Annotated in this window: 21 protein-coding genes; 17 read left to right on the top strand and 4 right to left on the bottom strand. The window is 49.9% G+C overall.

What is annotated here, in order from left to right; all coding sequences use genetic code 11:
* Nucleotides 1-11: 11 nt before the first annotated feature.
* A complete protein-coding gene (locus tag M1L66_RS19120; protein ID WP_434687678.1) occupies nucleotides 12-1,202 on the top strand; it encodes a hypothetical protein in 1,191 nt (396 codons plus the stop codon).
* Nucleotides 1,203-1,300: 98 nt separating this feature from the next.
* Here the strand turns inward: M1L66_RS19120 and M1L66_RS19115 are convergent, their stop codons facing one another.
* On the bottom strand, nucleotides 1,301-2,209 hold the full coding sequence (locus M1L66_RS19115) for a phosphotransferase enzyme family protein (RefSeq protein WP_434687676.1): 909 nt from the start codon (nucleotides 2,207-2,209) through the stop codon (nucleotides 1,301-1,303).
* Nucleotides 2,210-2,492: 283 nt separating this feature from the next.
* Here M1L66_RS19115 and M1L66_RS19110 point away from each other — a divergent pair, with 283 nt between their 5' ends.
* The 5 genes from M1L66_RS19110 (at nucleotide 2,493) to M1L66_RS19090 (ending at nucleotide 5,067) form a co-directional block, all read left to right on the top strand.
* Complete coding sequence (locus M1L66_RS19110; RefSeq protein ID WP_320921392.1) at nucleotides 2,493-3,815, top strand: replication-associated recombination protein A; 1,323 nt, start codon at nucleotides 2,493-2,495, stop codon at nucleotides 3,813-3,815.
* A gap of 116 nt (nucleotides 3,816-3,931) precedes the next feature.
* Complete coding sequence (locus tag M1L66_RS19105) at nucleotides 3,932-4,291, top strand: hypothetical protein (protein WP_187019310.1); 360 nt, start codon at nucleotides 3,932-3,934, stop codon at nucleotides 4,289-4,291.
* Between the two features lie 68 nt (nucleotides 4,292-4,359).
* Complete coding sequence (locus tag M1L66_RS19100; RefSeq protein WP_279288621.1) at nucleotides 4,360-4,494, top strand: hypothetical protein; 135 nt, start codon at nucleotides 4,360-4,362, stop codon at nucleotides 4,492-4,494.
* Entirely contained in the window at nucleotides 4,491-4,763 is a 273-nt protein-coding gene (locus M1L66_RS19095) for a hypothetical protein (protein WP_187019311.1), read from the top strand. The genes M1L66_RS19100 and M1L66_RS19095 overlap by 4 nt, the downstream gene beginning before the upstream one ends.
* A 100-nt stretch (nucleotides 4,764-4,863) precedes the next feature.
* Nucleotides 4,864-5,067 carry a hypothetical protein gene (locus M1L66_RS19090; protein WP_187019313.1) on the top strand — a complete coding sequence of 68 codons (204 nt, stop codon included), beginning with the start codon at nucleotides 4,864-4,866 and terminating at the stop codon, nucleotides 5,065-5,067.
* 52 nt (nucleotides 5,068-5,119) lie between these two features.
* Here the strand turns inward: M1L66_RS19090 and M1L66_RS19085 are convergent, their stop codons facing one another.
* On the bottom strand, nucleotides 5,120-5,956 hold the full coding sequence (locus tag M1L66_RS19085; RefSeq protein WP_434687673.1) for a hypothetical protein: 837 nt from the start codon (nucleotides 5,954-5,956) through the stop codon (nucleotides 5,120-5,122).
* 277 nt (nucleotides 5,957-6,233) lie between these two features.
* On the opposite strand from M1L66_RS19085, the gene argS reads away from it, so the two are divergent.
* From argS to dcd, 10 genes are all read left to right on the top strand, one after another.
* Nucleotides 6,234-8,003, top strand: coding sequence for an arginine--tRNA ligase (gene argS / locus M1L66_RS19080; RefSeq protein WP_434687671.1), 1,770 nt, complete (start codon nucleotides 6,234-6,236; stop codon nucleotides 8,001-8,003).
* A 24-nt stretch (nucleotides 8,004-8,027) separates the two neighbouring features.
* Nucleotides 8,028-11,171 (top strand): DEAD/DEAH box helicase, encoded by a 3,144-nt coding sequence (locus M1L66_RS19075; protein WP_434687669.1) that lies wholly within the window; start codon nucleotides 8,028-8,030, stop codon nucleotides 11,169-11,171.
* A gap of 115 nt (nucleotides 11,172-11,286) precedes the next feature.
* Complete coding sequence (locus M1L66_RS19070) at nucleotides 11,287-11,907, top strand: flavodoxin family protein (RefSeq protein WP_434687667.1); 621 nt, start codon at nucleotides 11,287-11,289, stop codon at nucleotides 11,905-11,907.
* 65 nt (nucleotides 11,908-11,972) lie between these two features.
* Complete coding sequence (locus M1L66_RS19065; protein ID WP_434687665.1) at nucleotides 11,973-12,545, top strand: AlbA family DNA-binding domain-containing protein; 573 nt, start codon at nucleotides 11,973-11,975, stop codon at nucleotides 12,543-12,545.
* A 20-nt stretch (nucleotides 12,546-12,565) separates the two neighbouring features.
* Nucleotides 12,566-13,246 carry an ATP-binding protein gene (locus tag M1L66_RS19060; RefSeq protein WP_434687663.1) on the top strand — a complete coding sequence of 227 codons (681 nt, stop codon included), beginning with the start codon at nucleotides 12,566-12,568 and terminating at the stop codon, nucleotides 13,244-13,246.
* A 169-nt stretch (nucleotides 13,247-13,415) separates the two neighbouring features.
* Nucleotides 13,416-15,545, top strand: a complete 2,130-nt coding sequence (gene nrdD, locus M1L66_RS19055; RefSeq protein ID WP_434687661.1) for an anaerobic ribonucleoside-triphosphate reductase — start codon at nucleotides 13,416-13,418, stop codon at nucleotides 15,543-15,545.
* Between the two features lie 19 nt (nucleotides 15,546-15,564).
* Nucleotides 15,565-16,089 carry an anaerobic ribonucleoside-triphosphate reductase activating protein gene (gene nrdG / locus M1L66_RS19050; RefSeq protein WP_187019326.1) on the top strand — a complete coding sequence of 175 codons (525 nt, stop codon included), beginning with the start codon at nucleotides 15,565-15,567 and terminating at the stop codon, nucleotides 16,087-16,089.
* Nucleotides 16,090-16,105: 16 nt separating this feature from the next.
* Nucleotides 16,106-16,825, top strand: coding sequence for a YkgJ family cysteine cluster protein (locus tag M1L66_RS19045; protein WP_434687659.1), 720 nt, complete (start codon nucleotides 16,106-16,108; stop codon nucleotides 16,823-16,825).
* Nucleotides 16,826-16,956: 131 nt separating this feature from the next.
* Nucleotides 16,957-17,190, top strand: a complete 234-nt coding sequence (locus tag M1L66_RS19040; RefSeq protein ID WP_002603638.1) for a hypothetical protein — start codon at nucleotides 16,957-16,959, stop codon at nucleotides 17,188-17,190.
* A gap of 12 nt (nucleotides 17,191-17,202) precedes the next feature.
* Complete coding sequence (gene dcd, locus M1L66_RS19035) at nucleotides 17,203-17,721, top strand: dCTP deaminase (protein WP_187019330.1); 519 nt, start codon at nucleotides 17,203-17,205, stop codon at nucleotides 17,719-17,721.
* A 147-nt stretch (nucleotides 17,722-17,868) separates the two neighbouring features.
* Here the strand turns inward: dcd and M1L66_RS19030 are convergent, their stop codons facing one another.
* A complete protein-coding gene (locus tag M1L66_RS19030) occupies nucleotides 17,869-18,765 on the bottom strand; it encodes a DUF4261 domain-containing protein (protein WP_187019332.1) in 897 nt (298 codons plus the stop codon).
* Nucleotides 18,766-18,859: 94 nt separating this feature from the next.
* Nucleotides 18,860-20,308 carry an MATE family efflux transporter gene (locus M1L66_RS19025; protein WP_187019334.1) on the bottom strand — a complete coding sequence of 483 codons (1,449 nt, stop codon included), beginning with the start codon at nucleotides 20,306-20,308 and terminating at the stop codon, nucleotides 18,860-18,862.
* A 177-nt stretch (nucleotides 20,309-20,485) separates the two neighbouring features.
* Between M1L66_RS19025 and M1L66_RS19020 the strand changes: the two genes are divergently transcribed.
* Entirely contained in the window at nucleotides 20,486-21,169 is a 684-nt protein-coding gene (locus M1L66_RS19020) for a YoaK family protein (protein ID WP_038257988.1), read from the top strand.
* The last annotated feature ends 10 nt before the right edge of the window (nucleotides 21,170-21,179 follow it).

The raw sequence follows: 21,179 nt of genomic DNA, 5'->3' as shown, positions 1-21,179 counted from the left end.
GAGGAGAAAATATGTTGCAGCGACTTATGAATAAGAAAGTAATAATTGGCCTGCTGGGAATCCTGATCCTGCTTGCAGCGTTTGGCCGTATTATGACAACACCGGCGGAGGAATACCGGTTTGTCACATGGGAAAAGGGAACCAATGATCATGAAGTAAAAGTGAGTATCATGCTTTCTGCACGGGAGGACGTGCAGAAAGCGGGAACCTTTCAGGTTCAGCTCGGAGTTGCCTCCGATGATTCGGATGGGATAGAGAGCATAGATTTTAAGTTCGACAGCACCATAAAAAACAATTCCGATATTACGGTGCAGTCGTATCGCTATAACCGGGATAAGGGAACATTTACGATCTACGTATCGGGTACAGCGGATAATATCTTGAAAAAGGGTACTGCATTGAATCTTGGAACGATTGTGGTAACCGCGGACAGTGATGTGACGTTTTCGGTTGAGACGGAAGGCTGCAAAGTAGCCGATGAATCGTTTACGGAAAGGACGCTCACTGTGTTCGGAAGTCAGGACGATTATACGGTTAAGCAGGATGCGGCAGATGACGAGACGCCGGATGGCACGGCACCGGATGAGACGCCGGACGGAACGACGCCGGACGAGACGCCGGATGGAACGATACCGGACGAGACACCGGATGGAACGACGCCGGACGAGACGCCGGATGGAATGGCACCGGACGAGACGCCGGACGGCAATGTACCAGAAGAAAAGCCAGAGCGGGAAGATTCCTCATACAGTGTGTGGAATGATCCGGAAGAAACGAGCGGAAGCTGGAAGGCAAAGGACGGAATCTGGAACTTCGAAAAGGAGGACGGTACCTATGCGCAGAGCGAGTGGATCAAAGTCGGCGGAGAATGGTACTGGATCGGTGCTGACGGCCGGATGATTACCGGTTGGATTCATTTAAACAATGTCTGGTATTTCTGCAGCCCGTCAGGGGCAATGAAGACCGGATGGGTCAATACCGGAGACCACTGGTTCTATTTCAACCCGTCCGGAGCGATGAAGACCGGCTGGGTTCAGGAAAAAGGCTATTGGTATTATATGGGAGAATCCGGAGCGATGAAGACCGGATGGGTTCAGACAGACGGAAAGTGGTACTACCTGGATGAATCTGGCCATATGCTGGCAGATACAGTGACACCGGACGGCGGCAGAGTCGATAAAAATGGTGTCAGGGTCGATTGAACAGCAGAATATATGGAATAACAGTATATATGGAATAATAGAATAAAAATGCGAGGGACTGTTTTAGGAGTATTCTTAAAACAGTCCCTCTTCTGGTATTAAACGCTTACAATTTTGAGCACATCTGTTATCGCTGTTTCATTTTCCTGCACAAAATGAAACAGTTTTGTTGCATCCTCCGCGCACCGCACGTCGGAAATTCCAGTGTACCAGGCGGCGAAGAGAAGCTCGATATTTTCCATTACCCAGGGAAATGCCTCCTTTTCCACGGCGGTCAGTGAAATCTGGCTCTCATATCCGGCCACCGTTTCAGCGATCATCTGAAGCCATTCATTTTTGCCGGGTCGGAGAGCTTCCTCCCCTGCCAGCAGCCCCATCAGGAAATAGCAGAGATCGAAAATCCTGATATTTTTCTGGCTTAAGTCGAAATCGATGTAACCGGTAAATTCGCCTTCCTGGAAAAGGAAGTTTCCAAAATGGACATCTCTGTGAATCAGCTGGAATGGAAGCCTGTCATACATGTGTTCCAGGCTGGAAACGGCGGTCTCATAATCAGACTGTGCAATTACCGACCAGCCATATTTGTTCAGTTCATCCTTTACCCAGCCCTTCATCTCGCTTAACAGGCTGTTGTCCCAGAAGTCCAGCTCCTCCTCACATGTCTGGAAGGCCAGATGAAGCCTGCCGATTATTTGACCCATCTGACAGGCCAGCTTTTTCACCTCTTTGATATCCTTTACTGGTGCTCCGGGAAGTTTCCTTGTCACCATATAACAGCGCTCATCGCTGCATAAGTAATCCGTGCCCTCGCTGGTGGAAATCACTTCGGCTGCCGGTATGTCCATGGAGCGCAGCACCTTCATAATCTGTACATTCCGCTCCAAATCACTGAACCTTTCATATGCCTTTAAGATATAGGTTTCTGAGACTTCCCATACGCAGTCCTGGATCTGCCGGATTTCCCCGGATTCCAGACCCCAGTGTCCGATCAATGCAGATAGTTTCATTTTCTCCTCCTCAAACTGTTTTCGTTCTCCGGCGATAATCCGGTTAATCAGGTATCTTGTCCGCAATGCAGTGCTGTGATGCCAGTATACCATATAAAGAAGTCGGGAGGCTGCTCATTCACTATTCTGCCAGGAAAATGATCACGGCTTCCCTCGGACTCCCCTGCTTGCTTATATACAAATAAGCATAAGTTTGCCTGGTATGGAGTTTGATATTTCATTCAGGCCATGGTAAAATAGAAGCTAAATAAATGGATCGAATGAAAAAGGTGGTTGAGATATGATGGAGCAATTATCGCTTTTTGATGACCGGGCTGCCGTGGGGCCGCTGGCAAGCAGGTTGAGACCGAGTGGGCTGGAAGAGTTTGTAGGCCAGAAGCACCTCCTGGGAGAGGGGAAGGTGCTGCGCCGGATTATTGATCAGGACATGGTGTGTTCCATGATCTTCTGGGGACCGCCGGGAGTGGGAAAGACCACGCTGGCGAGAATTATCGCCAACCGGACCAGGGCTTCCTTCGTGGATTTTTCCGCCGTCACAAGCGGAATAAAGGAAATAAAGGAAGTGATGGCCCAGGCGGAGCGGGACCGTCATATAGGTCTGCGTACGCTCGTATTTGTGGACGAGATCCACCGCTTTAATAAGGCCCAGCAGGATGCGTTTCTTCCCTATGTGGAAAAGGGAAGTATCATCCTGATCGGAGCAACGACGGAGAATCCCTCGTTCGAGATTAACGCGGCTCTTCTTTCGAGATGCAAGGTTTTCGTACTCCAGGCACTCCAGACCGATGACCTGGTAATGCTTCTGCACCATGCCTTGACGAGTCCTCTCGGGCTGGGGGATCAGAGAATCGGGATTACGGAGGACATGCTCCGGATGATCGCTCAGTTTGCCAATGGCGACGCGAGAACGGCACTCAATACGCTGGAGATGGCAGTCTTAAACGGGGAGATCAGCGCGGAGGAAACCACGGTGACAGCCGAGGTGCTGGAGCAGTGCATCAGCCGTAAGTCCCTTCTGTACGATAAAAATGGCGAAGAGCACTACAACCTGATTTCCGCCCTTCACAAATCCATGAGAAACAGTGATCCGGACGCGGCGCTATACTGGCTCGCCCGTATGCTGGAGGCCGGAGAAGATCCACTCTATGTGGCAAGGCGGCTGATCCGTTTTGCCAGCGAGGATATCGGCATGGCGGACAGTCAGGCGCTTACTCTGGCGGTCTCTGCCTATCAGGCCTGCCATTTTAACGGGATGCCTGAGTGCAACGTAAATTTGGCACACACGGTGATCTACCTGTCCATGGCGCCGAAATCCAACTCCGCCTACGCGGGCTACGAACACTGCAAGGAGGACGCCCTGCATACGCTGGCAGAGCCGGTTCCCTTAGTGATCCGCAACGCGCCGACGGGACTGATGAAGGAGCTGCATTACGGAGAAGGCTACCAGTACGCCCACCAGACAGAGGACAAGATCGCCGCCATGCAGTGTATGCCTGACTCCCTGAAAGACAGGAGGTATTATGTCCCCACGGAAGAGGGGAATGAGAAGGCGGCGAAGAAGCGGCTGGAGGAAGTGAAGGCATGGAGAGAGGCGCATGGGATGTAAGGGCAGGCAGTAAAGAATTATTTTCTGCGGATTGAAGCTGGGGTTGAGAATTGAAATTTATCTTACGTGGAAACTAATCTGCAAATTTTATTGAGGGTATCCAGGGGGATAAGGAGATGTCGTATATTGCTAAAATTACTGAGAGTACTCATTATGAAGTATATAAGGAATATGAGGCAGTTCTTCTAAAAATAAAATCATCGGAGCGAATTGTAATAATTGGCGATTTTTATGGCGATGTTGAAAAAGTAATTATTTCGCCGAAGGAAGAGTACTGCATCATGGCGGGCTGTGGAGTGATTGTCTATTACTTAAAAGAACCATTTGCTCCTTATGACTATAAGAAGAAAACTAGACAATGGAAGGAGTGGTATAGAACCGGAGACATATGGACCGAGTCGGTGATGTTAGACAGTAATGATCATTTAGTTGTAAAAATGGAAAATGGAGATATTAGCAAAATTAAATTGATTTGACTTGGAAAAATGACTTAGGAAAAGAGAGCAAACGCCTGGCTTTGTATAGAAAAGGGGGAGATGTGGTAATGGCAGAAGACAGCGGAGGAGCCAAAGTAAAGGTAGGAAAAGTTTTAATGAAAGTGTCCCTGGAGACAGATGTTAGGAGGTGGGAATCTTCCACCAGCTACGCAAATTTTTTGTATACCACAGAAATGCTATGAAAGTATATGTAAGACAAGAAGAAAGCCGCATACATAACGATGACATTAAGTGGTATTTAGCGGATGAATCATTATGGATTACTAAATATGACAATTATGCGGATATAGAAAAAAGCATGGGAAATTCGTATTTTACAGCATTAAAACTATGGGAAGAGGATGAAAATAAAACGTTTGCACTAATCAAACTTCTGGAAGAGATGCAAAAATATAATGATGCCAACAGTTTGGCAATAAAAGAAAGTTTGACCAACACTCTATCTTTTTAAATGAAATTAATGTATGTTTTAATTGGAGTCTGAGTCTGTGCACTACAGCATTGCTGTGGGACAGTTCAGGCAAGATTTTGATTGAGAAGGTGTGTATAAAGTGAATGAATTAAAATACCCATCAAAAGAAACAATAAAACGATTAACATTAGAATTAAGACTGAAAGATACTGATGAGTATACTCAAGATTGGGATTATGAAGTAACAAACGTTAATCAATTACCAGATTATATTGATTTTTATAAAAATAATCAGTTGAATTTGAACGAAAAATCAAGCATGACAAAAACGGCCATAAAATAATTTTTATCGGCCGTTTCTGTCATAGTGCCATATACAAATGCAGGTTCAGGCTCTACTCCCCATCCCTTTCGTCATTCCCATCTTTCCCCAGATCAACCATCGGCCCTTCTGTGCCTTCCGGTGCCGTTGCCCCTCTCGTTTGGGCGTCATCCGTCTGCTCTAATTCCTCCCGGGATTTCCGGAGTTGTTCTCCCTGACGAAGCGCCAGCTCCGATGCTTTGTCATGCAGCTGTCCGGCTTCCTGCTCGGAACGTCCGATGGAGTCCATCTCATTTTCTATGAGGGCGCCTACCGTGTCGCCGCCGAGTCCCTTGCTCACTAAGGCGTCGACGTGAGCCGCTCCAAGATCAATTTCCGATTCTTTGATTCTGGCTTCACCCTCTATGTGGCTCTGAACTGCGGAAATCTTTTCCGCATGGCGGAGATCCTGGGAGACTGCGGCCAGAGTTGTAAGGTGTTCGGTCGTCAGCTGATCGTCGGTTTTACTCTTGTCTGTTTTGTCAGAACTCTTTTTGTCTTCCGGCTCTATGCACTGTTTGGCCTGCTGGGTGTAGGCGTTAGAAATCTGTTTATCAATGGCTTCGATCTGCTTCTTGTACGATTTGAGCTGATCCTTGATGTCCTCCATCTTTCCGCCGTCGCCTAATGTCGTTTCCACCAGACTGTTTCTTTGATCCACAAGCGCCTGTTTCTGCTTGGTCAGATTCTCAATCATGTTTATTAATTTACCCTGAGGGGAGAGGGTGAAACGGTCGTTTTTCGGACGGTTTCCCAGTATGCCCCCGCTCTTCTTATCCTGCCCTGACTGGTATTTGGCGAATGATGCATTTACCCGTGCGGTATTGATAAGCGTATTCTTATGCAGGTTGAAATTCAGATTTACTCTCATTCCATTTCCTCCGATCTTTGATGTCCGTTACTATCCTTATCGTACAGGCGGTGAAAATGTTTAGCTTTTTCAAAAAAAACTTTCTGTATTCGTTTTCTGCTGTGAGCTGCAGCCCGGTGTGTTTTTGGATTTCGGGAGATCTGGAAAAAATGTTGATTTTTCAACCTGGTTGTAATATAATTAACTTTTAGCCTGGAAGTATTTTGAAATTAGTGAAATGGGAATGCATAGGAAAAAGAGAAACAGGAAGAATATTCAAAAAGGAGAACAGGAACCGATGAAAAAGATTCTTGATTTAATCACATCAGAGGTAAAAGAGGCATTCGCAGCCTGTGGTTACGATGAGAGCTTTGCGAAGGTTACACTGTCCAACCGGCCGGACCTCTGTGAGTACCAGTGTAATGGTGCCATGGCAGCCGCGAAGGCATATAAGAAGAAACCGATCGACATTGCGAACGAAGTTGTGGAGAAGCTGGCTGGCGGCGATATGTTTTCAGAAGTAAACGCCGTGATGCCGGGTTTCATTAATATAAAACTGGAAGCCGGATATCTGGCAACCTACATGAACAACATGAGAGAGGGAGACCACTGCGGCTGTGAAAAGGCAAAAACGCCTCTCACGATCATTGTGGATTACGGCGGAGCCAATGTGGCAAAGCCGCTGCACGTGGGCCATCTCCGTTCTGCTGTGATCGGGGAGAGCATTAAGCGGATGGGACGTTTCCTGGGACATAAGGTGATCGGCGACGTTCATCTGGGAGACTGGGGACTTCAGATGGGCCTGATCATTGAGGAACTCCGCGACAGAAAGCCGGAGCTTGCCTATTTTGACGAGTCCTATACCGGAGAGTATCCGAAGGAGGCACCGTTTACCATCGGTGAGCTGGAAGAGATCTACCCGGCGGCCAGCGCAAAGTCTAAGACAGACGAGGAATTCAGCGCGCGAGCCCACGAGGCGACACTGAAGCTGCAGAACGGATACGCACCTTACCGTGCGATCTGGAATCATATCATCGATGTTTCCGTAACGGATTTAAAGAAGAATTACGGTAACTTAAATGTAACCTTCGATTTATGGAAGGGAGAGAGCGACGCGCAGGACTATATTCCGGGTCTGATTAAGGAGCTGGAAGACAGGAAACTGGCGTATGAGAGCCAGGGAGCGCTGGTGGTCGATATCGCCGAGCCTGGCGATTCCAAGGAACTTCCGCCCTGCATCATCCGCAAATCCGACGGCGCGGCCCTCTATTCTACCTCAGATCTGGGAACCATTCTGGAGCGTGAGAAGGAATACTGCCCGGACTGGTATATTTATATAACAGACAAGCGTCAGGAGCTTCATTTTACCCAGGTGTTCCGCGTGGCCAAGAAGGCCGGATTCGTACCGGAAGAGCGCAAGATGTCCCATTTAGGCTTCGGCACCATGAATGGAAAGGACGGCAAGCCGTTTAAGACAAGAGACGGCGGTGTGATGCGTCTGGAGACCCTGATTTCCGATATTGACACAGCGGCATATGATAAGATCATGGAGAACCGCTCCGTGTCCGAGGAAGAGGCGTTAAAGACCTCGAAGATCGTCGGTATGGCGGCTCTCAAGTACGGCGACTTATCGAACCAGGCTTCCAAGGACTACATTTTCGATATGGACCGTTTCGTCTCCTTTGAGGGAAACACAGGTCCCTATATCCTGTATACGATTGTGCGTATCAAGTCCATCCTTGCTAAGGCTTCCGAGCTGGAAGTGCAGAGCGTAGGCACGGGAGATATCCTTCCGGCCGCCTCCGGTGTGGAAAAAGATTTGATGCTTCAGCTTTCGAAATATAATGAGGTGATCGAGACCAGTTTTCTGGAACTGGCTCCCCATAAGATCTGCCAGTACGTATATGAACTGGCTAACGCGTTCAACCGGTTCTATCACGACACGAAGATCATTGCCGAGGAAAACGAAAAACAGCGTGCTTCCTGGCTCAGTCTGATCAGTCTGGCGAAGGATGTACTTACCGCCTGTATCGATCTGCTTGGAATTGAGGCTCCGGAACGTATGTAATGTGTGAACGGATGTGAAAAACTTATGAAAGTATCACAGATGACAACAAGCGCCTTCTGGAAAGGCGAATCGGGCGTAAAAGGCCTGGTTGAAGACCAGGGAAAACAGTATAAAGCTAATTTATATATCAAGGGTAGTCAGGTTTATGACTACTCTTGTTCCTGTGTGCAGGGAAATTCCTATAAGGGGATGTGTCCGCACTGTCAGGAGCTCTACAGGGAGTACCGGGAAAAGGCGGCTGAGAATTCGGGACGGCCCGTCACCACCTCCCAGCAGGCCAGAACCATGATCCGGGAGTACACCAACCGGGAAGTGGCTCAGATCATTATTGAGGGAGAAGAAAAGCAGGTGCAGCTGGCTGTCCGTATCATTGCGGACCGGAGCGATGTGAAGCTGGAATTCCGTCTGGGGCGGGAACGTTTCTATGTGCTCAAGGATCTTGTGGCGTTTACGAGAGCGGTAGAGAGCGGTTCAATGGTGGAATATGGGAAGAACCTGGCCTTCCACCACAATCTGTCCGTCTTTGCAAAGGAGAGCAGGCCGCTGGTGGTATTCATCATGGAGCTGGTCAACACTTACTGCGAGCACTATGAACAGTTTCAGAAGAGCTCTTTTTCGACCCTGCCGACTCTGCGGGGCTTAAATTTGAGCCGGGGCAACCGGGACCGCTTCTTCAGCCTGATGATGGGCGAGACGCTGGAACTGGAGGACTACCGTGCTCACAAGAGAATGGTGACGGTGACGGATCATAATCCCGATCTGGCGGTCAAAGTCAGAAGAAAGGGACGGGATGGCATCCTGGTATCCATCGACAAGGGTCTTCTGATCTTCGAGGGGGAGCGCCATCTCTATGTGGTGGACAAGGAACGGATATTTCGCTGTGACGAAGCATGCAGTGCCACACTGCACGTCTTCCTGGAGCAGATGATAAAGAGCTTCGGCTCCAACTGTGAGGCGGAAGTGAATGACAAGGATATGCCGCTTTTCTATGAGCGCGTGCTGAAAAAGATCGCTGCGTACAGTACGATCGACGCAGGCAACGTGGAACTGGAGGCATACAAGCCGGAGGAACTGAAAGCGAGATTCGAGTTTGACAGCCAGGGACCGAACGACCTGGTCTTAAAGCCGGTTCTGTCTTATGGGGAATACTCGTTTCAGCCGGTGGAGGATGAGAAGCTTCCCAGAACCGTATGCCGGGATGTGCCGGGAGAATTCCGGGTCAGCCAGCTGATTACAAAGTACTTTAAATACAAGGAGCACGATACCGAATATCCGGCGATCCGCGACGACGAGGAGGCCATCTACCGCCTTTTAACGGAGGGCATGAGCGAATTCATGGCTCAGGGTGAGGTATATTTGTCGGAGTCCTTTAAAAAACTGAAGGTTCTTCCGCCCCCGAAGATTTCCATCGGTGTGAAGAGCAGCGGCAGCTGGCTGGAGCTGACGGTGGATACGGACGGAATGTCGGGGGCCGAGCTCACGAGGCTGCTCTCGGAGTACAGCCAGAAAAAACGGTACTACCGCATGAAAAACGGAGAGTTTCTGGCTCTGGACGATAACGGCCTGATGACGGTGGCAAAGCTGGTGGAGGGCCTCGCAGTCAACAAGTCGGATTTACAGAGTCAGAAAATCCGTCTTCCCAAATACCGGGCGCTCTATCTGGATGGTATTTTAAAAGAGGGCACAGGCATTACGCTTTACCGCGATGCGCTGTTTAAGGCTGTGGTCCGCGGCATGAAATCCGTGGAAGACAGTGATTTTGAGATACCGCTGACGCTCCGTCCTGTTCTGAGAGAATACCAGAAAACGGGCTTCCGGTGGCTTAAGACCCTGGATTCCTACGGGTTTGGCGGAATTCTGGCGGATGATATGGGCCTTGGAAAGACGATTCAGGTTATCGCGCTCCTCCTGGATGAGAGGAACCGCGAGCCGGACACGTCCGCGCTGATCGTATGCCCGGCGTCCCTGGTGTACAACTGGGAAAATGAGATTCACCAGTTCGCACCGACCCTGAAAGTCCGTACAATAAGCGGTACTGCACAGGAGCGGGAAGAACTTCTGAATACGGCCTCGGAGGGGGAGATCTTAGTTACCTCCTACGATCTGCTGAAGCGGGATATCACCTTTTACGAGGAAAAGGAATTCCGTTTTCAGATCATCGACGAGGCGCAGTATATCAAGAACGCCTCGACCCAGAGCGCGAAGGCGGTTAAATCGGTGAATGCCAGAACGAGATTCGCCCTGACGGGAACGCCGATTGAAAACCGGCTCAGCGAGCTGTGGAGTATATTTGACTTCCTCATGCCCGGCTTCCTGTTTTCCTATCAGAGATTCAAGAAGGAGTATGAGCTTCCCATCGTGCGGGATCAGGATGAAGCCTGTCTAAAGGGGCTGCACCGTATGATCGGTCCGTTTATCATGCGCCGCTTAAAGAAGGATGTGCTGAAGGAACTTCCCGATAAGCTGGAGAATGTTATCTATTCCGGCTTCGAGAAGGAACAGAAGGATTTGTACACCGCCAATGCATGGCAGGTCAGACAGCAGCTGGAGCAGGCCGGAGACGGCGGCTCTGACAGGATTCAGATCCTGGCTCAGCTGACGAAGCTGCGCCAGATCTGCTGCGATCCGCATCTCTGCTACAGCAACTATAACGGCAGCTCCGCCAAACTCGAGACGTGTATCGATCTGATCCGGAACGGCGTGGAGGGCGGCCATAAGATTCTGCTCTTTTCCCAGTTTACATCGATGCTGGAAATCATTGAAAAACGGCTGAAAAAAGAGGGGATGGCATATTATATTCTGACGGGTGCGACACCCAAGGAAGAGCGCCTTCACATGGTCAACTCCTTTAAGGACGACGGCGTGCCGGTATTCCTGATCTCCCTGAAAGCCGGAGGAACGGGATTAAACCTAACGGCCGCGGACGTGGTCATCCATTACGATCCATGGTGGAACGTGGCGGCGCAGAATCAAGCGACGGACCGCACCCACCGGATCGGCCAGGAAAAGCAAGTAACCGTGTTTAAGCTGATTACGAAGGGAACCATTGAAGAAAATATCTTAAAGCTTCAGGAATCAAAGAAGAATCTGGCGGAACAGATCATAACAGAAGGCACCGTCTCGTTAGGCAGCCTGACGAAGGATGATCTCATCGGCCTGCTAGTATAACGTATTGTAAGTCCTTGTGATACGTTATACTAGATCAGGGTGTGCCGGAAAAATGCTTTCTGTCACACCCTGGCCGGATGCTTATTTTCAGTTGAAAAAGAAAGGATGGATTAAGATGAAAGTACTGCTGTTAAACGGAAGCCCTCACGAAAAGGGCTGTACATACCGTGCGCTCACGGAAGTGGCGGGAGCTCTTACGAAAGAGGGAATCGAGGCGGAGATCGTCCATATTGGCAATCAGGCCGTTCATGGATGTATCGGATGCGGCAAATGCGCCGCGACGGGCCGCTGTGTCTTCAAGGGAGATCCGGTCAATGCATTTTTGGATAAGATGGAGCACGCGGATGGACTGATCGTCGGATCTCCGGTCTATTATGCGTCGGCTAACGGCTCCCTCTATTCCTTCCTGGACCGTCTGTTCTACGCGGGAAGCTGTTTTGCGTTCAAGCCGGCTGCTGCGGTGGCCTCTGCACGGCGCGCGGGAACGACGGCTACGCTCGATACCCTGAACAAATACTTTTCGATTTCCCAGATGCCGGTCGTATCGTCCCAGTACTGGAACATGGTTCACGGCAATTCGCCGGAGGACGTGGAGCAGGATTTGGAGGGGCTGCAGATCATGCGCACGTTGGGGAAGAATATGGCGTGGATGCTTCGCTGCATCGAGGCTGGGAAAAAGGCTGGAGTCGCGCTGCCTGAGAAGGAAGCCGGAGTGAGGACGAATTTTATCCGGTAATGCGGCTGGTACTGTGCTGCAGACTGGCAAAAGGGCAGACAGATCATGCACAGGAGGTGAATTCTTTGACGATAGAAGAAATTTTGCTTGGTGAAACAAAGGATATTGAATTTAAGGAAGATATTCCGCCTAAGAGTGAAAGATACATGAAAACGGTAGTTGCATTTACCAATTGCAGCGGCGGCAGAATTGTCTTTGGTATCGAGAATAACACATGGAGGATTACCGGATTTAACAAAGAAGAGGTGTTCCGGAAAATGGATGCCATTACCAATGCAATCTTTGACAGCTGTGAACCCAAAATCACTCCTAATGTCAATATTCAGCAAATAGAGGGTAAATACATCATCATCGTCGATCTGGTTGAGGGGATGCAGAAGCCTTACTATATTAAGAAACAGGGAATGGTGGCAGGCGCTTATATCCGTGTTTCAGGAACTACCAGAAGTGCGGAAAAGTATCAGATTCAGGAGATGATTCTGGATTCAGGAAATCGAAGCTACGACCAGGGAAAAGTGGATCGCGAGCTTTCAGATACAGATATAGAATTGCTGTGCGAACGGTTCTATCACCATGCACTGGAGCTATGCCAGACAGAAGAAGCCCGCAGGAATCTAAAAAGAATTGGTAAAAATTAATTAATTTCCTATTTCGGGAGATGATCTCGAATGCGGTATGCCATCGCTCATACCTGACGCCGGGAAAGGTTCAGGTTGCCCTTTTTGATGACAGACTGGAAGTGACTTCTCCGGGGATGCTGGACTCGGACTTAACACTGGAAAAAATTCGGCAGGGCCGGTCTAAGATTCGAAATAAAGGTATTGCAGAGTTATTTTCTTATATGAATATGATTGAAGCCTGGGGAAGCGGGATACCGAGAATTTATGAGGACTCTGAAAAGTATGGACTGCCCGAACCGGAATTGCTTGATATGGGAAACGATTTTCGTGTGAATCTGTTTCGTAAAAAAACAGAAGTGGATCATTATGGTGTGGTAGATCCCAGATTCCTGGCAGATAGTTCAGTGAAATATATGACTGACTATGCAGTTAAAACTGCGACTAAAACAGCGGCTAAAATTGAGACTAATGCAACTGATGCGACTAATGCGACCAAACACATAGCCAAAGAGAATAAAATTAGAAACACACCGAGTTCTGATGAATTTAAAATTTTAAATGCTGTCAGGGCAGATGGATACGCCACCCAAAAGCAATTACATGAAATGACTGGTATTTCTCTGGGAACGATAAAACGGCTGCTGCCGAAAATGCAGGAAAAGGGTCTGCTGATAAGAATCGGAAATCGCAGATCGGGGCCATGGAAGATAAATGAATGATGCTGTCTGGTCAATTTAAAGAACCTTAAGAGCTGCTTAAAGAGCCGGTACAGAATTAAACTGCATTGGCTCTTTACTTTTGCCGCATTTGTTGTATAATAAATAAGCACTACATATAGTAAATAAATATTTCAATGCGCAAAATATAGAAGCTATGAAGGAGACAGCGATGATTAAGGTACAGAAACGTGACGGCAGAATTGTAAATTATGACAGAGAGAAGATTGTAAGGGCTATTCAGAAGGCGAATGCGGAAGTGGACGCGGCGGAACGCGCCGGGGAGGCATTGATTGACGGAATTCTGGATGATGTGGAGAAAGAATGTGAGGATGTTGTCCATGTCGAGAGCATTCAGGATATGATTGAGAGCCGCCTGGTTAAGCAGAACAAGTACACTCTCTCGAAAAAATATATGATTTACCGGTATCAGAGGGCGCTTCTGAGAAAAGCGAACACGACGGATGAATCGATCCTGAAGCTGATCCGGAATGAAAACAAGGAGCTGGCGGAGGAAAATTCCAATAAGAATACGATTCTGGCATCCACACAGAGGGATTACATCGCCGGAGAGGTATCCAGGGATTTGACGAAGCGTATGCTTCTGCCGGAACGCATTTCCATGGCCCATGAACAGGGAGCGATTCATTTCCATGACGCGGATTACTTTGTTCAGCCAATCTTTAACTGCTGTCTCATCAATATCGCGGACATGCTGGATAACGGCACTGTGATGAACGAGAAGATGATCGAGAGCCCTAAGAGCTTTCAGGTAGCCTGTACGGTTATGACCCAGATCATCGCGGCGGTGGCCAGCAACCAGTATGGCGGCCAGTCCGTGGATATGAGACATCTTGGAAAGTATTTAAGGAAGAGCAGCAATAAATTCCACAGACAGATCCGGGAAGAGTTTGGCGACAGCCTGGATAACGAAGCGGTGGAGAAGATGGCGCGGATTCGTCTGAGAGATGAACTGAAATCAGGCGTTCAGACGATCCAGTATCAGATCAACACCCTGATGACGACCAACGGCCAGGCGCCGTTTGTGACGCTGTTCCTTCGCCTGGACGACGAGGATGAGTACATCGATGAGAACGCGCTGATCGTGGAAGAGGTTCTGCGCCAGAGACTGGAAGGGATCAAAAACGAAGCGGGCGTCTATGTAACACCGGCATTTCCAAAGCTCATCTACGTTCTGGATGAGAATAACTGCTTAAAGGGTGGAAAATACGATTATATCACGAAGCTTGCGGTGCGCTGCTCTTCAAAGCGCATGTATCCCGATTATATTTCCGCGAAGAAGATGAAGGAAAACTATGAAGGCAACGTGTTCAGCTGTATGGGCTGCCGCAGCTTCTTATCTCCCTGGAAGGATGAGAACGGGGAATATAAGTTTGAAGGCCGTTTCAATCAGGGCGTTGTGAGCCTGAACCTTCCGCAGATCGGAATCCTGGCAAAGGGCGACGAGGAGGTATTCTGGAAGCTATTAGACGAACGTCTTGCCATCTGCTTCGAGGCGCTTATGTGCAGGCATAAGGCACTGGAAGGCACATTATCCGATGTGAGCCCGATTCACTGGCAGTACGGAGCGATCGCCAGACTCCCGAAGGGGGCGAAGATCGATCCGCTGCTTCATGACGGATACTCCACGATCTCTTTAGGATATATCGGTATCTACGAGATGACGAAGCTGATGAAAGGGGTCAGCCACACGGACCCGGTGGGAGAGGAGTTTGCCCTCCGCGTTATGAACCGCATGAAAGAGGCAGTTGAATGCTGGAAAGAGGAGACCGGTCTGGGATTCGGCCTTTACGGAACTCCGGCTGAGTCTCTCTGCTACCGTTTCGCCAGAATCGACAGAGAGCGTTTCGGCCTGATTGAAAATGTGACGGACAAGGGCTACTACACGAATTCCTACCACGTGGACGTGAGAGAGAAGATCGACGCGTTCAGCAAGTTTACATTTGAGAGCCAGTTCCAGAAGATTTCTTCCGGCGGCGCCATCTCTTACGTGGAGGTTCCGAACATGGCCAAGAATCTGGAGGCCATGGAAGAAGTGGTCAAATTTATCTATGACAATATCCAGTACGCGGAGTTCAATACCAAATCCGACTACTGCCAGGAATGCGGCTTCGACGGTGAGATCATCATCAATGAGGACATGGAGTGGGAATGCCCGCAGTGTCATAATAAGGACAAGGACAAGATGAATGTGACCAGAAGAACCTGCGGTTACCTGGGCGAGAATTTCTGGAATGCCGGAAAGACGAAGGAAATCAAGTCCAGAGTGCTTCATCTGTAGTCTGGGGAGCGATAATATCATGAAATACGCCGATATCAAACATTGCGATGTTGCCAACGGCACCGGAGTGCGGACGAGCCTTTTTGTGTCCGGCTGCACTCACCGGTGCCGGGGCTGTTTTAATGAGATCGCATGGGATTTTAATTATGGAAATGAGTTCACGGACGAGACGGTACAGGAGATCCTCGATTCCTGTGGAAAAAGCTATATATCCGGTCTGTCCCTGCTGGGCGGAGAGCCGATGGAGCCGCAGAACCAGCGGGTGCTTCTGCCTTTGGTCCTCCGGTTTAAGGAGCTGTATCCGGAGAAGACGATCTGGTGCTACACCGGTTATACGTACGAGACGGATCTATTGGCGCCGGAGGGACGGGCACACTGCGAGGTGACGCCCGAATTTCTTGCGTGCATTGATATCCTGGTGGATGGCGAATTCGACCAGGAGCTGTACGATCTCAAACTGAAATTCCGGGGCAGCAGCAATCAGCGCGTGCTGCAGATTCACGAGCCGGGCTGCCCGGAGCTGTTTGCGGAAATGGATAGGTAAAGGGGGGATACGGCCGATGAAACGGGACATCAGCCTGGAAGAGATATCAGATGGGAAACTGTATGGCAGCGGCGACATGGTGAAGGTGGGCTGTGACGACTGCCGCGGCTGTTCCGCCTGCTGCCGGGGCATGGGAAGTTCCATTGTTTTAGATCCCTATGACGTCTTTCGGCTGGAGACGGGCCTTGGCCTGTCCTTTGAGGGGCTGCTGGCGGAGGCAGTGGAGCTGAATCTGGTGGATGGCATGATTCTGCCGAACCTTAAGATGTCCGGAGAGGGGGAGGCCTGCGCCTTTTTAAACGAGGAGGGGCGCTGCCGGATTCATCCCTTCAGACCGGGAATCTGCCGGATGTTTCCGCTTGGACGAATCTATGAGGACCACGGCTTCCGGTATTTTAACCAGATTCACGAATGCCGGAAAGAGCAGAAGACGAAGGTCAAGATCCGCAAGTGGATGGATACTCCGGATATGGGCCGTTATGAGAGCTATATTGTGGAGTGGCATTACTTCCTTAAGGAGCTGGAAGAAAGGCTGGAGCAGAAAACGGAGCAAAAACCGGAGAAGAAAGAGGAAGAGGGATCAGAACCGACCGGTGGGGAAGATGCGAGGAAACGGACTGCTATGGGGGTGCTTAAGTTTTTCTATCTGATTCCGTTTCAGAAGGAGTTGGATTTCTATCAGCAGTTTGAGGCGCGCATGGCGGCTGCGCGGGAGGAATTTATTAATTTTCTGTAAAAATACTTAAGGTTCCCAAATCCCTGTTTGCCTGCCGGCGGTCTCTGTGATATACTTAAAGCAATGGAATCGGCAAGGCATAAACAGGTGTAAAGTATCAGGACGGTTGTCCGAAGGGGAGGAATACCTTTATGGCGAAGGTAAAGAGGTTTAGCACAAAAATTAACAGTTTTTTCGTGGAGTGGAGTGCGCTGAATCATTATTTGTCATCCTATGAATGTGAGAAAAACGGCGTTCCCTACATCGGTTTTAAGGACCCGAGGGTTCAGAAGCTCTGGAACAGCTTAAGTTCCGCAGAAAAGCGGGATCTGATGAAGCATTATGGGAAGAAGAATGAGGCGGAGCTGGGCGACTATCTGGGTTGAGAGGGATAAATCATGATTCTTTCGGGAAAAGAAATATTAAAGCACATGGGGAAAGAGATCATCATTACTCCATTTGATGAAAAGAGAATTAATCCTAACAGCTATAACCTGTCTCTGGCGGATGAACTTCTGGTTTACGAGCAGGATGAGCTGGATATGAAAAAGCCCAATCCGACTAAGCGGATCGTGATTCCGGAGGAAGGGCTTCTTCTGGAACCAAACAGGCTGTATCTGGGAAGGACCAACGAGTTTACGAGGACGGATCGGTACGTCCCCATGCTGGAGGGCCGTTCTTCCACGGGCAGGCTGGGACTCTTTATCCATGTGACCGCGGGCTTTGGAGATATCGGCTTCGCCGGGTACTGGACGCTGGAGATTTTCTGTGTGCAGCCGGTCAGAATATATCCGAATGTGGAGATCTGCCAGATCTATTACCACGATATTGATGGGGAATACGATCTCTACAGCAGTGGAAAGTATCAGAATAACAGCGGGATTCAGGCCAGTCTCTTGTATAAGGACTTTGAGTGAGAGGGGTCTTCGGATAAGAGAGCGGTATAAGAGATGATGTTAGAGATAGTATAAGAGATAATATAAGAAAACCGGATAATAAAAAGAGGAAGATGCAGAGTCAGGAGTCCCTGAAGCTGTATCTTCCTTTTTTATGGTCACAACCGCTTATTCCCTATGCCCCGCCGCGTATTCCCCGGGACAGATGTCCATGACGACCCGGACTGGCTGGATTAAAGCGTCCTCGTACTGGCATCTCCACTGGACCTCCCGGCTCATCCGGCCGTCTGCGATTCCGTCGATGGTCTCGCCGGACTTGACCGGCGCGTCGGCCGCGTAGAGATAGGAGGCCACATTGTATGCATGGTTTACGACGGCCTGCGGCTCCAGACCCCGGAAATGGTACTGGACGTCAGGGAGTCCGATTGCATAGAGCCCCAGGGTATCCACAACCTTGTCGTCGCTGCCGGAGATGTTGAAAAGGCGGGCGTTGACGCCAAAGTATATGAAACGGTCTTCACGCGGTATTTTGTGTTCCCTGATCTGATCTGCGGTAAACAGCTTCCCGGCCGGCTTGATCCAGACCGCAGTGCAGTCAGGAAACAGTCTGACCGCCGTCTCCATCCAGTCCATCATCATCTCACAGCGCTCCTTGTATTCCAACACGGCAGCCATCATGTCAAAAAGAAAAATCTCATACCGGCACCGCTCCAAAAGAGCGTCTCCGTCGGCCACATCCCAGAGCTGGCTCCGGGAAAATGCGTCAATGGAGTCCTGCTTGAATTCCTGAACGTCCCCCATGACGACCTGGGGCGGCAGGGCGCCGTCTTTAAACTGTGCCAGATATTTTTTAACGGCAAAAGAGGTCAGAGCCGGTGAAGGGGACACGATGTCGATCGCGCCGAAGGTTTCTTCCAGAGCCGTGCGTATGATCCCGGCCTCCGGCTTGACCGGTTTTTCTTCAAACAGAAGGTAGATCTGATAAAGGTTCTGAAATTCTGCTTTTTCCTCAAGGTTTTGCTTCAGCTCTTCTTTCGCTTCTCTTTTCTTTTTAAATAATCCCATATGCGTTCTCCTTTGTATCTGTCGGCAGGAGGCGGATTCCTCCGCCGTTACCTCCAGTATACCGTATTTTGAAAAAAAGGCCATTACGATTTGCTTAAGATTTCCCCCAGGCTTTCTGAAAACCGGAGAAAGGAAATGGGGCAGACAGCGGGATTTCGTAACGGCGGCAGATACGCACAATCTCATACACACCGATGATTAAGGCGAAGACGCCGGTGGCAATGTTGCTGACGGCCATGACGACCCCGACGCTTAAGCTTCCCATGGAAGTAAAACTCTGCAGAAACCAGAGCACGGGAACCCGGAAGACGAAGACGCGGCAGAAGTTGATGGCCAGCGTCAGTTTCGTCTTTCCGAAGCCATACAACAGGGCCATGACGGACGCGGTGACGCCCAGCGGAATCGCCCCCAGCGCCTCGAAGCGGTAGATGGAGATAATCATCTTTTGAAACGACGGATCATTGCCGGCAAAGAGATGGCTGAGCGTATCCAGAAAATACAGCGAGCAGGACATGAGCACGATACCGATCACCAGGTTGACAGCGAGAACGCATCCAAAGGCCTTCAGCGCGCGGCGGGGCTTTCCTGCGCCCACACTCTGGCTGATAATGGCCGATCCGCCTTCCTGGAAGCCATTCTGGGGCATGGTGGTGATGCCGCCGATGTTGTTGGAGATTCCCAGCGCTCCCACGGTCAGCGCGCTGTAGATCGTACTCATGGAATTGATGATAACCTTGCCGAAGGAGAAGGCCATCTTCTCTGCAATGACCGGAATGGAGAGTCCGATCATGGGAAATGTGACAGCGGGCTTTAAGGAGACCGCTGTCATGGAAAAGCCGAATGCGTTGTCCTTTTGATTCATGTTTCGCACAGCCGCAGCCAGCAAAAACAGCTGGGAAAGGATTGTAGCCGTGGAAATCATGCTGATTCCGCACTGAAATCCATAGACGAACAGGGCGGTAGAGGACATCTTAATGGCGATAACGGCCATATTCAGGCGGAGAATTCTGCCGGAATTTCCACGGGCCCGCTCAATGGCGATATAAATGTTGTTAAAGAAGCTGATGACCATGCCAAAGAGCTCCAGCCGAAAGTACAGAGTCCCTTCCGAGATAAAGGCATCCGGCGTCCGGGCAAGCCTTAGAAACCACGGCGTGAAGGGAACCAGCAGAGCCAGAATGACGGCGCCTAAGACCGCGCACATGGCGAACAGCGTGCTGACCCGTTTCTTTACCAGATCGAAATCACCGGCACCGTAGGCTTCGCTTATTTTCAGACTGGACCCCATGGCGAGGCCGCCTCCCAGGGCTGACAGCATCAGGCTGATCTGGGATAAATAGGCCACGGCGGACACGGAGCCGGCGCTGATATGGGCCGCCATCATAGAGTCAAAGATTTTAAAGAGCTGATTTAAACTCTGGTACAGGGCCAGCGGCGTTCCGACGTAGAGAACGACCTTCCACATGTTGTCGTGGAGGGCAAATTCCCGGAAATGCTGGTCTTTTGCGGAGAGCACCGCCTTTGGTAACAATTGCCTGGACATGAATCGTTCCTCCTTTGATGTATATGCCATTGCTTCCGATGGATCTGTATATAAGCATATAGCCGGGGGCTTTGGAAATCTACGAATTTCATGACCAATCATCAAAATAGTACGGTTTTTTTGACATGACCGGTTCCTTTGTGCTATAGTATAGGTCGAAGGGATGGTGATGTCTGGATGAAACGACATGGTCAAATGTCGGAAGCGATGTCGACCGGTATCTTTCTGACTCTGTCCGGTGGATTTCAGGATGCTTATACGTATTACACCCGCGGGAAGGTTTTTGCCAACGCCCAGACGGGGAATATCATTTTACTGGGACACAATGCGATGAACGGAGACTTTACGGATGCCTTCCGGTACCTGGTGCCGGTGCTGGCCTTTGCGGGCGGAATCTACATATCGGAGGTCATACGCGGTATCTACCGGGAGTACGGGAAGCTGCACTGGCGCCAGATCGTGGTGGTGCTGGAGATACTGCTCCTGTTTGTGGTGGGATTTCTCCCGCAGTCCATGAACATGGCGGCCAATATTCTGGTGTCCTTTGTCTGCGCCATGCAGGTGGAGGCGTTCCGGAAGATGAAGGGAAGCGCCTATGCCAGCACGATGTGCATCGGCAATCTGCGGAGCGCGACGGAGATGCTGTACCGCTACCGCCATACGAAGGAAAAGGGCTGTCTGGAAAAATGTCTCCGGTATTACGGCGTAATTCTCGTCTTTGGTATCGGCGCAGCGCTTGGAAGCTTCATGACTTCCCTGTTTGAGGAGCGGACGATCTGGATATCCTGTGGTTTTCTGTTTGTCTGCTTCTGTATTATGTTTATTAAAGAAGATATCGAGGGCGAGCGAGGTCTGGATTAACAGCGGAGCG

The organism is Hungatella sp. SB206, assembly GCF_051132295.1.
GTDB classification, from domain to species: domain Bacteria; phylum Bacillota; class Clostridia; order Lachnospirales; family Lachnospiraceae; genus Hungatella; species Hungatella effluvii.
Note: the sequence above shows the minus strand (reverse complement) of the source record. Positions and strands in the feature narration are given on the sequence as shown.

Bases quoted from the DNA above. Each gene is read 5' to 3' on its own strand.
- M1L66_RS19040 (WP_002603638.1), top strand. From the start codon at position 16,957: ATGGCGAAGGTAAAGAGGTTTAGCACAAAAATTAACAGTTTTTTCGTG.
- nrdD (WP_434687661.1), top strand. From the start codon at position 13,416: ATGATTAAGGTACAGAAACGTGACGGCAGAATTGTAAATTATGACAGA.
- M1L66_RS19120 (WP_434687678.1), top strand. From the start codon at position 12: ATGTTGCAGCGACTTATGAATAAGAAAGTAATAATTGGCCTGCTGGGA.
- dcd (WP_187019330.1), top strand. From the start codon at position 17,203: ATGATTCTTTCGGGAAAAGAAATATTAAAGCACATGGGGAAAGAGATC.
- M1L66_RS19115 (WP_434687676.1), bottom strand. From the start codon at position 2,209: ATGAAACTATCTGCATTGATCGGACACTGGGGTCTGGAATCCGGGGAA.
- nrdG (WP_187019326.1), top strand. From the start codon at position 15,565: ATGAAATACGCCGATATCAAACATTGCGATGTTGCCAACGGCACCGGA.
- M1L66_RS19100 (WP_279288621.1), top strand. From the start codon at position 4,360: ATGGCAGAAGACAGCGGAGGAGCCAAAGTAAAGGTAGGAAAAGTTTTA.
- M1L66_RS19070 (WP_434687667.1), top strand. From the start codon at position 11,287: ATGAAAGTACTGCTGTTAAACGGAAGCCCTCACGAAAAGGGCTGTACA.
- M1L66_RS19030 (WP_187019332.1), bottom strand. From the start codon at position 18,765: ATGGGATTATTTAAAAAGAAAAGAGAAGCGAAAGAAGAGCTGAAGCAA.
- M1L66_RS19095 (WP_187019311.1), top strand. From the start codon at position 4,491: ATGAAAGTATATGTAAGACAAGAAGAAAGCCGCATACATAACGATGAC.
- M1L66_RS19025 (WP_187019334.1), bottom strand. From the start codon at position 20,308: ATGTCCAGGCAATTGTTACCAAAGGCGGTGCTCTCCGCAAAAGACCAG.
- M1L66_RS19045 (WP_434687659.1), top strand. From the start codon at position 16,106: ATGAAACGGGACATCAGCCTGGAAGAGATATCAGATGGGAAACTGTAT.
- argS (WP_434687671.1), top strand. From the start codon at position 6,234: ATGAAAAAGATTCTTGATTTAATCACATCAGAGGTAAAAGAGGCATTC.
- M1L66_RS19085 (WP_434687673.1), bottom strand. From the start codon at position 5,956: ATGAGAGTAAATCTGAATTTCAACCTGCATAAGAATACGCTTATCAAT.
- M1L66_RS19060 (WP_434687663.1), top strand. From the start codon at position 12,566: ATGATCTCGAATGCGGTATGCCATCGCTCATACCTGACGCCGGGAAAG.
- M1L66_RS19020 (WP_038257988.1), top strand. From the start codon at position 20,486: ATGAAACGACATGGTCAAATGTCGGAAGCGATGTCGACCGGTATCTTT.
- M1L66_RS19105 (WP_187019310.1), top strand. From the start codon at position 3,932: ATGTCGTATATTGCTAAAATTACTGAGAGTACTCATTATGAAGTATAT.
- M1L66_RS19075 (WP_434687669.1), top strand. From the start codon at position 8,028: ATGAAAGTATCACAGATGACAACAAGCGCCTTCTGGAAAGGCGAATCG.
- M1L66_RS19110 (WP_320921392.1), top strand. From the start codon at position 2,493: ATGGAGCAATTATCGCTTTTTGATGACCGGGCTGCCGTGGGGCCGCTG.